Source organism: Rhizobium chutanense (assembly GCF_002531935.1).
In the GTDB taxonomy this organism is placed as follows: Bacteria; Pseudomonadota; Alphaproteobacteria; order Rhizobiales; family Rhizobiaceae; genus Rhizobium; species Rhizobium chutanense.
This window is the reverse complement of record NZ_NWSV01000002.1, coordinates 217053-228295: the sequence shown is the minus strand read 5'-3', so window position 1 is coordinate 228295 and position 11243 is coordinate 217053. Positions and strand designations below refer to the sequence as shown.

15 protein-coding genes and 1 tRNA gene are annotated in these 11243 nt (G+C 60.0%); 11 read left to right on the top strand and 5 right to left on the bottom strand.

Annotation, left to right across the window (positions count from 1 at the left end; translation table 11 throughout):
• The first annotated feature begins 40 nt into the window (after positions 1-40).
• Genes CO666_RS03575 through CO666_RS03550 form a run of 6 tightly spaced genes read left to right on the top strand, consistent with a single transcriptional unit; the run spans position 41 to position 5744 of the window.
• Positions 41-502 (top strand): phage GP46 family protein, encoded by a 462-nt coding sequence (locus tag CO666_RS03575; RefSeq protein ID WP_097610768.1) that lies wholly within the window; start codon positions 41-43, stop codon positions 500-502.
• 1 nt (position 503) lies between these two features.
• Positions 504-1643 carry a baseplate J/gp47 family protein gene (locus CO666_RS03570; RefSeq protein WP_097610767.1) on the top strand — a complete coding sequence of 380 codons (1140 nt, stop codon included), beginning with the start codon at positions 504-506 and terminating at the stop codon, positions 1641-1643.
• Entirely contained in the window at positions 1643-2239 is a 597-nt protein-coding gene (locus CO666_RS03565; RefSeq protein WP_097610766.1) for a YmfQ family protein, read from the top strand. The genes CO666_RS03570 and CO666_RS03565 overlap by 1 nt, the downstream gene beginning before the upstream one ends.
• Complete coding sequence (locus CO666_RS03560) at positions 2240-3256, top strand: hypothetical protein (protein ID WP_097610765.1); 1017 nt, start codon at positions 2240-2242, stop codon at positions 3254-3256.
• On the top strand, positions 3253-3927 hold the full coding sequence (locus CO666_RS03555; RefSeq protein ID WP_097610764.1) for a DUF4376 domain-containing protein: 675 nt from the start codon (positions 3253-3255) through the stop codon (positions 3925-3927). Before CO666_RS03560 ends, CO666_RS03555 begins: the two co-directional genes overlap by 4 nt.
• Positions 3928-3929: 2 nt before the next feature.
• Positions 3930-5744, top strand: coding sequence for a GDSL-type esterase/lipase family protein (locus CO666_RS03550; protein WP_097610763.1), 1815 nt, complete (start codon positions 3930-3932; stop codon positions 5742-5744).
• Here CO666_RS03550 and CO666_RS03545 read toward each other — a convergent pair.
• On the bottom strand, positions 5741-6037 hold the full coding sequence (locus CO666_RS03545) for a hypothetical protein (RefSeq protein WP_143540229.1): 297 nt from the start codon (positions 6035-6037) through the stop codon (positions 5741-5743). The genes CO666_RS03550 and CO666_RS03545 overlap by 4 nt on opposite strands.
• Positions 6038-6345: 308 nt before the next feature.
• On the opposite strand from CO666_RS03545, the gene CO666_RS03540 reads away from it, so the two are divergent.
• The 3 genes from CO666_RS03540 to CO666_RS03530 all read left to right on the top strand — a co-directional run bounded on the left by CO666_RS03540 (position 6346) and on the right by CO666_RS03530 (position 7695).
• Positions 6346-6600: a DNA adenine methylase gene (locus tag CO666_RS03540; protein WP_143540228.1), complete on the top strand. Its 255-nt coding sequence runs from the start codon at positions 6346-6348 to the stop codon at positions 6598-6600.
• 64 nt (positions 6601-6664) lie between these two features.
• Complete coding sequence (locus CO666_RS03535; protein ID WP_097610761.1) at positions 6665-7117, top strand: hypothetical protein; 453 nt, start codon at positions 6665-6667, stop codon at positions 7115-7117.
• 68 nt (positions 7118-7185) lie between these two features.
• Entirely contained in the window at positions 7186-7695 is a 510-nt protein-coding gene (locus CO666_RS03530) for a hypothetical protein (RefSeq protein ID WP_097610760.1), read from the top strand.
• 162 nt (positions 7696-7857) lie between these two features.
• Here the strand turns inward: CO666_RS03530 and CO666_RS03525 are convergent.
• Positions 7858-7933, bottom strand: a tRNA-Ile gene (locus CO666_RS03525).
• 220 nt (positions 7934-8153) lie between these two features.
• Between CO666_RS03525 and CO666_RS03520 the strand changes: the two genes are divergently transcribed.
• Positions 8154-8522 (top strand): response regulator, encoded by a 369-nt coding sequence (locus CO666_RS03520; protein ID WP_097611021.1) that lies wholly within the window; start codon positions 8154-8156, stop codon positions 8520-8522.
• Positions 8523-8642: 120 nt separating this feature from the next.
• Here the strand turns inward: CO666_RS03520 and CO666_RS03515 are convergent, their stop codons facing one another.
• From CO666_RS03515 to CO666_RS03505, 3 genes are all read right to left on the bottom strand, one after another.
• Positions 8643-8834, bottom strand: a complete 192-nt coding sequence (locus tag CO666_RS03515) for a hypothetical protein (RefSeq protein ID WP_097610759.1) — start codon at positions 8832-8834, stop codon at positions 8643-8645.
• The gene (locus tag CO666_RS03510) at positions 8831-9496 is read right to left on the bottom strand and encodes an acyl-homoserine-lactone synthase (RefSeq protein ID WP_097610758.1); all 666 of its coding nucleotides are present in this window, start codon (positions 9494-9496) and stop codon (positions 8831-8833) included. The genes CO666_RS03515 and CO666_RS03510 overlap by 4 nt, the downstream gene beginning before the upstream one ends.
• 225 nt (positions 9497-9721) lie before the next feature.
• Positions 9722-10447: a LuxR family transcriptional regulator gene (locus CO666_RS03505; RefSeq protein WP_097610757.1), complete on the bottom strand. Its 726-nt coding sequence runs from the start codon at positions 10445-10447 to the stop codon at positions 9722-9724.
• A gap of 123 nt (positions 10448-10570) precedes the next feature.
• On the opposite strand from CO666_RS03505, the gene CO666_RS03500 reads away from it, so the two are divergent.
• On the top strand, positions 10571-10765 hold the full coding sequence (locus CO666_RS03500; protein WP_097610756.1) for a hypothetical protein: 195 nt from the start codon (positions 10571-10573) through the stop codon (positions 10763-10765).
• Positions 10766-11243: the final 478 nt, after the last annotated feature.

The window sequence follows — 11243 nt, the reverse complement described above, 5'->3', positions numbered from 1 at the left end:
GGGCATGATCTAAGCCGCGCGCGCGCGATAGCTTCGCGCCATGTTTCTCGATCTCGCTCTTAGATATGACAGTGATGCGCGCCGCTGTGACCTGGTCCTTGGCGACGACTTCGATTTGGTGCTCGACGAAACCCCCATCCCCGCCATCCTCATGTCTGTCGGGCTCGATCGGCGCGCAGCGTCCGACGATCCCCTGCCGGAAGGGCGCTCACAGTTTCTAGCGCCGGCGTCCTATTCCGAACGTCGCGGCTGTGCTGGCGATGCGCTCGACCCTTACGGCGATATGACCGGTGTGCGCACCTGGTTGCTTGACCGTGCCAAGCAGACCGAGACGACGCGGCAGCTCTGCGAATTCTGGCTGGCGGAGAGCCTCGCCTGGGCCAAGGCCGAGACCGGCGAGCCTGCCCAAATCGAAGTCGCATGGCTGGGCGCCGGGATCCTCGGCTATCGCGTCCAGGTCCAGGATACGAGCGTAATGCTTTCCCGTCGTGTGGAGGCCTGAAATGGTTTGGCCGATCCCGACAGCAAAGGCTATCGCCGCCAAGATCGCCGGCTCACTTGAGGCCGCCATCTTGCGCATCCGACCGGATGCTAACCCGGTTGACGTTTCCCGCGCCGTCCGCTCGGCGCGCGGCGTCTTCGCACAGATCAGCCGCGCGTTCTCGCTGGAGCTTCGCGAAGCGCATGACCATCTGGCTTGGTGGGGCCGGCAGTATTTTCCCGACACGGCCGAAGACGAGTTCATTTTTCGGCATGCCGGCATCTGGGGTGTCGATCAGCGTAGCGCCATCAAGGCCGTTGGCAGCATCCTGGTCGAAGGGTTGGCAGGGACGGCTTTGCCATCCGGCCTGCAGTTCTCCGCATCGAACGCGGTCATCTATGAAACGACGGCTGTCGCCGCGATCGGCGTCGGCGGAACGGTGACCGTGCCGGCCGCTGCAGTCGCGGCCGGCACGGCAGGCAATCTCGAAAGCGGCGTTCAACTCACCGTCGTCACGCCGTTTCCGGAGATCTCGAAGGCGACGGTTGCAGCAGCCTTTGTCGGCGGCGCCGATGAACAGACTCCGGCCGAGCTTCAAGCGGCGTATTTGCAGCGCATTAGGGAGCCGCCACACGGGGGCGCTGCCCCCGACTATCCGACTTGGGTTTCCAAGGTCGCGTCGGTCAAAGCGGTCGGCGTCATTGAAGGCTGGATCGGCCGCGGTTCGGTCGGCGTCGTCGTTTTGATGAAGAACGACGACGGGACCGCCCGCGTGCCGTCCTCGGCCGAGATCGAGGTTATCCAGGACTATCTCGGCGGCGTCGGCAGTCAGACCGGCACTCGGCCGGTGACGGCACGTGTCATCGTCGTCGCCGGCGTTCTTCGCACCCTGACAACCACCGTTCGCCTGCGGCCCGACACGGTCGCTACCCGCGCCGCCGTGACCGACGCCTGGCAGCGCTTCGTCGCGACGATCGGCGATGAGGATGACGCCGAGAACGCCAGCCCGATCGGCGCCCTGATTGAACCGTCGCGGATCTCCGAGGCGATCTCGGCCGCAGCTGGCGAATATGCCCATGACCTGGATCTGCCGGCGGCGCCGTTTTCTCTTGAACGGACGGAATATCCGGTCGCCGGCCCCATCACCTTCGAGGTTCCTTGATGGCCCGACTGGTTTCAACGATCCTTCAAAGCTTGATTTCGAAGCTTCCAACCGGTCTCGGGCTTGGCTTCAGAGGCGGCAATCTCGACGCGCTTCTTGAGGCGGCCGCCACGCCGGTCGCCGACATCGAGGCCGACGCCGAGGCTATGATGGTCGAGGTCGACCCGCGCGCCGCCAACAACTTCCTTGCCGATTTTGAGCGCTGCCTCGGTCCCGATCCGTGCGGTCGGGATCTCGGCGGACTGCCGGTTGCCGAACGCCAGCGACTTGCGCATCGGCGCTGGACCGCAAGAGGCGGGCAGTCGATCCCGTACTTTGTCCAGCTCGCTGCCAATCTCGGGGTCTCGATCACGATCGAGGAATTCTGGCCGTCGCGCGCTGGCAGCATGAGAGCCGGCCGGCCGGTGCGGGCGGAGGGTTGCCAATTCGTCTTCCGCGTCCACGTTCCCGGCCTTGTCACTGTCGTCAACCTAAAGGCTGGCAGCGGCCGTGCCGGACAGCGCCTGGGCAGCTTCAAGCTGTCATCGATCGAATGCGATCTGCGGCGCGTGAAGCCTGCTCACACACAAATCACTTTTGCCTATGGAGAGGCCTAAATGGATCGCGTCAACGGTGCGGGAACGATAGATATTGGCGGCGGCCGGCGTGGCTTCCGCGATGAAAACCTAGGAGCCGGCGTAGAAGGAACCGAGCTTACCGCGCTCTACCTCAACATGATCCAGGAAGAGATCATGAAGGTTTGCGCCATGGCCGGATTGTCGCCAAGCGAAGCCGACTGGACGCAGCTTTATCAGGCGATCGGCATCATGATGGATGCGCTCTTCGCTGACGTCGAGGCTGCATTTCCATATGCGACCACGGCCGAGGCCATCGCCGGCGCTCTTCTCAACAAGATCATCAATCCGAAGACGCTGGCCGATGTTCTCGCGGTCAAGCTCGCCGCCGGGCCGTTGGACCCTGCTGTTGTCACGTATCTGAACGTTTATCCGACCATTCTCGCGGCGAACAACAAGGCGACCGTTACCCCATCCGCCGGCCAGGTAGTCGTCACGCCTTTCCAGTGGGTCTGGCGCCAGTTCAAGACACTTGATTTGGCGGCGCTCAATCTCGCCGCCCGCACCTTCGCGACGGCTGCCAGCAAAACCTACCATCTTCGGCTGGCCTACGACGTCAATACCGGTGTGCAGACCTTGAGCCTGAAGGATCTGTCCTCGGCCGGCTACAATCCTTCCGCCTTGGCTGAAGGCAACGTGGCCTTCGATACCGGCTATGACGACATGATTATAGCGCTGGTGACCACGAGCGCCGGCAACGTGCCAACCGTCAAGCCGCTCAAGAATGCCTCCCGCCTGACGGCGAGCGCCCAGCGAACAACCTACGTTATCAACGCGAACGCCTCCATTGGCTGGGTCTATGACGCGATCACCCTGGATTGGGCACGGCAGCCGACGATCAACCTCGACACCACGAATGCGAACGTCACTAGCAATGACGACAGTCTTCAAGGGTTCATCGCCAACACCCGGACGCGCTACGGCTTCAACTTTCTCATCACCGCCACGTCACCCTCCGGCTACATCACTTGCCCCTATCTGATTGGGATTTCCGCATGAGTTACGCTATCGTTGAAAATGACCTGGTCACGCGCATTCTGTCGGGAGACCTGGTCGCCCCTGAAACCGCGATTGCCTTTGATGGCGCCCTTTCTGTCCTGCCGGCCGACCGGCTCGGCTGGGATGGTGAGGCGATCGTCGACCTCGCTACTCTGGACGCCTTTTTCGTCGGCGAGGATGGCCGCAAGTATGCCGTCGCCGGCGCCGGCCGCCAGGAAGTGGAATGCAGCTTCGACGCCGAGCTGGTGAAGGACGCGGATGGCTGGCGCCTGGTCAATGCCGCCGACCAGCTCGCGGAGTTGAAGGCGTCGCGGATCGCGGTTCTGACGACCGCCTGCGCGGAGGCGATCATCGGCGGTTATTCCTCCTCGGCGCTCGGAAGCGAGCACCGATATCCTTCGAAGGTCACCGACCAGATCAACATGATGGGATCGGTCACCGACTCTCTGTTGCCTGGACAGTCGCCCGACTGGACGACGCCATTCTGGTGTGCCGATGAAAGCGGCGTCTGGGCCTTCCGTCTTCACACAGCAACCGAGATTCAGGCCGCCGGCGTCGTTGGCAAGGCGCACGTCCTGGAGTGCCAGACCAAGCTCGGCCAACTGAGTGCACAGGTGATGACGGCCGCCTCGGCCGAGGCCGTCGCGGCGATCGTCTGGGAGGCTGAATAATCATGGCTGCATCCGCTATCCGCCGGCCGCCGCTGGTCAGCTATTCCGACCGCCCGATTTCGCGGGGTATCGTCACGCCTACCAGTGCTTTTGGGCCAAAAGAACCTTCGTTGGAGCTAGCGGGTGCCGTCGTCTCCGAAGGCACGACTGTTGGAACAACTATTGGCGCACTGTCGGTCCTCTTTGGGTCTGGTTCTTATATCTTTACCAAGACCGCCGATCCCGATGGCAAGTTCGCCATCTCGGGCGCAAATCTCAATCTCGCCGTGGCGGTCGACTATGAAACAAAGACCTCGCACAGCGTCACTGTGCAGGCAAACAATGGCGTCGATGCGCCGATCTCTCGCACCTTCTCGATCGCGGTTGCGAACGTGATCGAGGGAACGCTTGGCCCGACGACGGCGAACTTCCAGACCACCAACGCGGCTGGCACTGTGATCGCGACCGTGACCGGCCTGGATGCCGGTGCGAACGAGACCATAGTAGGCATCACGCCGAACGATGGTCGCCTCGCTATCGCCAGCGGCAACCAGGTGGTCAAGGGACTATCTGCCTCAACTGCCGGCACGATCAACGCGACCGTTACCACCTCGACCGGCCGCACCCTGGGCATCACCGTCACCATCGTCGAGGGCGGCTCGCTCCGAAACGTTTCCACACGTAATCTTCTGCCGAGTGTCAGCTCCACGGCAATCAAGTCGGCCAGAGGCCGATCGCAGATGATTGCTCGTGATGCGATCACCTCAGCTAAATTTGTTTTCCCAAATTGGTTCGCAGCGCAGTTTGGAGCAACAAGCCCCTACATCGAGCAAAACGGGCCTTCGGCACTGTCTATACAAGCCGCCGTCGAATACCCGGCCGGCGTCTTCACGCCCATATTGTTCAGTGGGTCTACTACAGGGACCATTCCGGCTGGCGCCAATCTTGTCAGCGACGATACCGCCCTCTCGATACCCGAGGATGCGCAGTATGCCATCCGCTGGCGCATCAATGGCACTGGCGGCCTCGTCTATGTGAGCGCGACGTCACCTGCGGTAACAAGCTCAGCATTCGGGGATGCCTTCGATAGTGCGGCGACCGTCAATTCTCTGGCCGATAACACCCAGAATGCGGCAGATGCCTACACCAACAACGGACCTGGCGCGTACTATGGTCCCATCGCCGTGCTTTCCGTCAGCGCAAGAGAGAGCATCATTGCCTTCGGTACTTCGATCACCCATGGCGAGAACGACACCCTGGATTCAACACTCGATCTAGGCATCATCGCCCGCGGAGCCGGTGTTAATTTCGGTTACATCAATTGCGGGGTACGTGGCGACAGCGCCTATCGGGCTGTAAACGTCCTCGGCACGGGGAATTTCGCAAAGCGAGCAGCTCTCGCTCAGTACGCCACGAAGGCGATCATCGAATACGGCCCGAATGATATCGGAACCGTAGAAGCCCGAACAGCAGCGCAGTGCCTGGCAGATAGGGCCACGCTCTACGCCTACCTGAAGTCTGTGGCACCGGGCATCAAGATCTACCAGACGACAACGACGCCTCTCGCCACCTCGACGGACGCTTTTGCGACCACGGGAAACCAAACCCCCAACGCAACGATTACCCCGAAAATTACGGAGATCAACGACGCGGTGCGGGCCGGCGGAATAGCCAATCTTGATGGCTACTATGATGTTTCGGATGTCGTCAGCACGGCACGGAATTCCGGAATTTGGAAGTGCCCTGCCGGTTACACGCCCATGACGAACAGCGGCGGTTTGCATCCGCTGCAGGCAGGTTACAAGTACGTGAGAGACAGCGGGATATTTGCGGCCTAAGTCGGAGATTGGTTTCCGAAGATCTTGCCTACTTTCGCCGCAACGGCATGCATCGCCAATGCGATAGCGGAAGGCTTTCGAACGACAGGAGGCAGGCCCATTTGCAAGCGCTGTTGAGGAGCAAGAGACACAGTATCAACAAGGGTCCACCCATTGCCGGTGGTCACCTCGATCAAGCCGAGAACTGCAGCCGCTTTGACGACGTCTTCGTCAGCCAGACCGAGGCCAGTGACGTGGCCTCCTGCTGCCGCAATAGTCGTCAAAAGCTTATCGATTTCCTGTGTATATGGCACCTTGCGCCCCCGCATTTCGCAACCCAGGAGCGCCGAATAGCAGGCTGTGAAATGCTCGTAAATTGGGCGCGACGTTGGTTGCAGCAAAAGACCAAAATTGGTCCCGCATCTGTCGGCGGAGAAGCCGACGTTCCATCCGAACTAAGAAGAAGCTGCTCAAAAACATCGGGTGGCTGAGGGCTCGCAAAAGCCCCCAAGCGACGGGCCTTAGTTTGGCGACCAGACCCGTCCGACAGCACCTATCGATAACCGTCACACTCGTACCCCGCAGGGCGGGACTCCAGTGACTGAGTCGAGAGATATTTGAAATGGTGAATCTACGGCCGATCGAGCCAGCCAATCCTGCCGCCCCGTATATCGGCGGCAAGCGTATTCTATCCAAGAAGGTCATTCAGCGCATCAACTCCACGCCTCACCAGGTGTACGCAGAGCCGTTTGTAGGCATGGGAGGGGTTTTCCTCCGCCGCGATCTGGCACCGAAGATGGAAGTCATCAACGACATCGGCGGCGACGAGAAATCCGAGAGCTATTCAGCGGGTGCCAAATTCAGCCTGTCGAATTGACCTATTCCATCTCCAATGGAGTTGGTACCAATGCGAGAGAGTTAATAATTGAGGGGAGAGTAGCGTGATCGGCCGGGGATTAGTTTTTGGTATCATCTTGGCGGCGTCTTCTGGCGTCGCGAAAGCCGATGAGAAGCCCGGCAATGATGCTGCATTCCAGTGTGTCGCAAAATCCGATTTCGAAGAAACCTCGTCGGCAGTGAAGGAAGTGCGACTTGCCAATTTCACGATCAGCGAGAAGGTCGCTGCTTGGAATGATCAGGTCGCAGGCGTCTCTATCAGCCTCGCAATTCAGAGCCAGGTGTCGACCGACCTCTATTTTGCTGCGGACTTTTTGCTACTCGATACGGCCGGCGAACCTGTTGCCGCCCTCAACGTCAATCCGCCGGAGTTTAAAGTTGAAAAGGGCAAGGGCGCTATCGCTACCGGCGGCACAGCGATAGCCCCAGGCGCGTTGGCAAGAACGCAGCGAATATGCATGCGTTGGTTTGTATTCCAGCTGCCGGAAGGAATGTAGCTTCGAAGCCCCTTCAAACGCTCTTTGAGAACGGCTTTAAGAAATCCGGAAATGGGGGAAGTGAATATATGAAATGGTTGCTCGACAAGATCGTGTCGGTGATTGCGACAAGAATGGCGACGCGAGAGATTGCCGCACTCTTAAGCGATATTCGAAGTGCGGGCGGCTCTGATGTGGTGTGCAGCAAGGCGCTCGCAGAGATCGACGCCACGCCCGATTTAAGGAAATTTGTGGAGACGAGTGGGATTCGAAACAGCCTCATATCGATCGAGGCAAGCGTTCTTGGAGTTGCTGCGGGCAATTCGATAATGCTTGCTCGTCGCGATCTCCAAACAGCGACCGATTCGGCAGAGGTCCTGCAACGGCTTCAGATGGCGCAGCGTGCGTTCGTCTATTCAAGTCTCATTTTTTCAGACGAGGACTTTGAGGCGGAAATGGAGAAACAAGCACAGCGCGTCCTACAATTACTGGCGGGAAATTCCGACACGCCGACCCTGTATGATGAGAGGAAACTTGCTGCAGAGGCCGCTTTAGAAAAGTGGATGACGGCAGACCTGACTAAGTACGCATTCATTTAGGTTAACGGAGCGGTCTTTACCCCTAAAATGATCTTCGAAAGCCGCTCGAACGAAGATCAAAATTCCGGATCCTAGTGTCAAAATTCCGGAATTTCGCGTCCGGCTACACCGGCTACAATGATGAAATGCTTGACGACTGGCGATGCGGCGAGCGAAAAGAAATGGTGGGCCCGGAGGGACTCGAACCCCCAACCAAGCGGTTATGAGCCGCCGGCTCTAACCATTGAGCTACAGGCCCGCGGCGCCGCAGGTCGGCGCCTTGATGCCGGAGGCCGGCACCGTGATGCCGGGGCAATGGTTCCCGCAGCATCGGTTCGCTCTAACGCAAATTGCAGAGAGCCACAAGCGCAGAGCGCAAGCATCTGTGGACGATGCATATTTCGTCGGTGCGGGCACTGGAACCTTGCCGCGCGGGCGACAATTACAGAGATCGGATTCGATGAAGAAGGCGATTGCTGATGGTGGGTTTGAACAGTGCCGTGGTGCTGATCGTCGAGGATGAGCCGGTGATCCGGTTCAATGTCCTCGATGTGCTGGAGGATGTCGGCCATGTGGCGCTGGAGGCGGCGAATGCCGATGAGGCGCTGGTGGTGCTGAAGGGCAGGCAGGATGTCGATATCCTGTTCACCGACGTCAACATGGCCGGTTCGATGGACGGTATTCAGCTTGCCAAGCGGGTGAGGGCGATGCGGCCGAATATCGGTATCATCATCACCTCGGGCATGGTGCAGCTCGACCCGATGGCGCTGCCCGCCAACACTGCCTTCCTGCCGAAGCCTTATATGCACGACGCACTGATCTCGACGATCAATTCCCTGATGACGTGATCGGTTCGCCTGGTGACATGACAGGGGCGCGCAGCCGCAAAACGGGGACTGGTTTTGCGGCTGCGCGCGAGGCGCCGGGAGACATGCTCGTCTTCGGGTGCAGCGGAGGGGGTCGCGCCCTCAGCCGAAGCTGCTCTTCAGCGCCTCGTTCTCGTGGTGAGCCTTCTTCTCGTAGATCGTGAACAGCGCCATCGAGAGGAGATAGGAGAGGAAGGGATCGCCTATCGCAGTGGCGATGTCGCGGGATGCGAGAACATGGCGCTCCAGCATGCCGATGTCTTTCTCAGTCGCGGTTTCAACGATGCGTTTCATGCTGCCATCTCCAGGAATTGGGTCACGACCGAACGGGCCGGGACGTGTCTGATATAAAGGGGTAGGGTCAGGCCGAGGGCGGCGCGCATCTTGCGCAGCACGCGGTCCGACACTTCGAAGGCGCCGCAGCAGACGGGATACTTGCCGTAGCCGTCTGCGCGGCCGAGTTCTTCCACTTCGGCGCCGGCGCGTTTGTAGACGCGCTTGAGATAGGGTTCGTAGTTGGAAATCATCGTATGGATGCCGTGGTCCAGCGCGCATTCGCAGAGCGCAAGCAGCATCATCGAAAAGGCGCGGCCAGCATCGATATTGGGGAAATCCCTGGCGATCGCCTCCTCGTCGATGCACATGCGCGTGCCTTCCCAGATGCCCGGCGCGACGAGATCGGCGGCGGCGGGGAACGTTTCGCGGAAGACATCGTAGAGAAGGGTGGGGCCGGTCGTCGGCATCAGGCGCATGCCGCCGTAAAGACGGGTGCGGCTGTCGTTGCACCAGACGAGATAGGCGGGCGCCAGCGCATCGTAGCTGTCGCGTTCATAGGGACCGACGACCGGAACATCCCAGCCGAGCGTATCGGCGAAAACCTTCTTGCGCAGGCGAAACATCTGGTCGAGTACGGCAGCGTATTTTTGATACTCATGTGCCTGAATGATAGCGAACATTTTGCCCTCCAGCGTTTGCAAGTCCGTGGAAGGCAGAATGGTTCAGGCAGGCCGGATCGGAAATTCCCTCAGATAGGCCCCCTCAGATGAGGGGATTAGCCCAAAAGTATGATGAATCGGGTCAGGTGCAAGTGCGGTGCGGCAAGGACCCCGACGCTCCGGCTTTGTTAATCGAGGCATGGTGCTTTCCGAAACTGATCTGATTTTCGGGCCGATGTTACGATGCTAGGGATTGATGATGCGCAATTGCACGGCACGCGAGGCGGCGGCCGAAATCGTGGCGCAGCCGAGCTTGAAGCGGGCGGTCTTCAGATAATCGCGCGTCGTGTGCTCGGATATGCCCAATATGACCGAGATATCCTTGTAATCCTTGCCGAGTGCCGTCCAGTGCAGGCACTCGATTTCGCGCGGCGACAGGGCCGGCACCGGATCGTTCTCGCCGTGCAGCTCATAGACGGCCTTGCGGTGGATCAGATGGGCGATCTCGATCCATTCGCTGCGGCAGCGGCGGACGAGCGCGGTCCATTCGTCGACCGGGATGCGGGCATTCACCGACAGAAGCGCGCGGCGCTGCGCCTTGTCGGCGACGGGAATGGAATAGCCATTGCCGCCGATGCCGTGCTTCTGGGCGTCGACCAGCATGGCATAGGCCTCCGGCGTCGGCTCGACCTCGCTCCAGTCGAAGGGCAGCTGGCGTTCGAAGCCCTGCTTGACGATCGGGTCGACCTTCACATAGCTGTTCAAGAGATAGCGCGAGACCCAGGCATCCGGATAGGTGGTGCGCACGAAGGGCGAATCGATCTTGCTCGCGATCGTCTGGGCGAGGTGGTAGGTGACGAAATCGAGGCCATATTCCGCCTGCAGGATGCGGATGGCGGCATCCACATTGGCCGCGGCCTTGATCTGTTCGAATGCGGGTTCGAACTTTTCGCTATAGGTATTGTCGATCATTTCCACTGCCCCAATTCCCTCAATCCTACCGTGAGGACCGTCACAAATACAAGGCATCCCCACATATGCGGGGAATGACAATCCCGGCTCCGCCTGCTAGCGCCTTTCACGAGGAGACCTCATATGGACAGCAAGAGACCATTCGAGATTGCCGAATGCCAACAGGCCGCCAAGGGCCTGAAATCCAGTTGGCAGGACATGGCGGGCTCCGAAGCGCTGATCCGCGCCCTCGTTGCCGAACGCAACGGAGACACCCCGCTGGCACTGTTCTGGACAGAGGTCCACCGGACGCTTTGCACGGAACTCAAGGTCTTCTGACACGGCCCGCCCCGGCGGGTTTCAGTCTTTTCCCCAATATAAGCAGGCTCAGCCGGCATCGGAATCGATGCTGCGGCGCGCCTGGCGGCGAGATGAAATCCGTGCGTGCGAACGAACACGTTTTTCAGTCTCATCCGTTTCCGATTTTGCAAGGGGAGTGTCGAGCGGCAATGTCGCGGGCAGGGGGAGCAGATAGCGCTTATCCCCTGGATTTATGCAAATATGCTTGATGAAGCGTTTCTAATGGGAGCGGGAACGGTTTACATTGTGCCAATGCGGCCGCTTTCTTGCTCCCTTGCGGCAGGCAAGCCCCGCCCTCTCTCCGCCCTCCAGTGCGGGAAGCCGCACCCTCTCTCCGTCCTCATCCTGAGGTGCCCCGCAGGGGCCTCGAAGGACGAGGCCGGCCAACGGTATCTCCTCCGGCAATGGATGCGGCAGCGCCCATCACCCGCCCCCGTCCTTCGAGGCTCCGGCCTTC

Excerpts from the sequence above, each read along its gene's own strand:
- CO666_RS03505 (WP_097610757.1), bottom strand. The coding sequence starts at position 10,447 with ATGATCGACAATACCTATAGCGAAAAGTTCGAACCCGCATTCGAACAG.
- CO666_RS03555 (WP_097610764.1), top strand. The coding sequence starts at position 3,253 with ATGAGTTACGCTATCGTTGAAAATGACCTGGTCACGCGCATTCTGTCG.
- CO666_RS03570 (WP_097610767.1), top strand. The coding sequence starts at position 504 with ATGGTTTGGCCGATCCCGACAGCAAAGGCTATCGCCGCCAAGATCGCC.
- CO666_RS03540 (WP_143540228.1), top strand. The coding sequence starts at position 6,346 with ATGGTGAATCTACGGCCGATCGAGCCAGCCAATCCTGCCGCCCCGTAT.
- CO666_RS03565 (WP_097610766.1), top strand. The coding sequence starts at position 1,643 with ATGGCCCGACTGGTTTCAACGATCCTTCAAAGCTTGATTTCGAAGCTT.
- CO666_RS03500 (WP_097610756.1), top strand. The coding sequence starts at position 10,571 with ATGGACAGCAAGAGACCATTCGAGATTGCCGAATGCCAACAGGCCGCC.
- CO666_RS03530 (WP_097610760.1), top strand. The coding sequence starts at position 7,186 with ATGAAATGGTTGCTCGACAAGATCGTGTCGGTGATTGCGACAAGAATG.
- CO666_RS03510 (WP_097610758.1), bottom strand. The coding sequence starts at position 9,496 with ATGTTCGCTATCATTCAGGCACATGAGTATCAAAAATACGCTGCCGTA.
- CO666_RS03575 (WP_097610768.1), top strand. The coding sequence starts at position 41 with ATGTTTCTCGATCTCGCTCTTAGATATGACAGTGATGCGCGCCGCTGT.
- CO666_RS03515 (WP_097610759.1), bottom strand. The coding sequence starts at position 8,834 with ATGAAACGCATCGTTGAAACCGCGACTGAGAAAGACATCGGCATGCTG.
- CO666_RS03560 (WP_097610765.1), top strand. The coding sequence starts at position 2,240 with ATGGATCGCGTCAACGGTGCGGGAACGATAGATATTGGCGGCGGCCGG.
- CO666_RS03550 (WP_097610763.1), top strand. The coding sequence starts at position 3,930 with ATGGCTGCATCCGCTATCCGCCGGCCGCCGCTGGTCAGCTATTCCGAC.
- CO666_RS03520 (WP_097611021.1), top strand. The coding sequence starts at position 8,154 with ATGGTGGGTTTGAACAGTGCCGTGGTGCTGATCGTCGAGGATGAGCCG.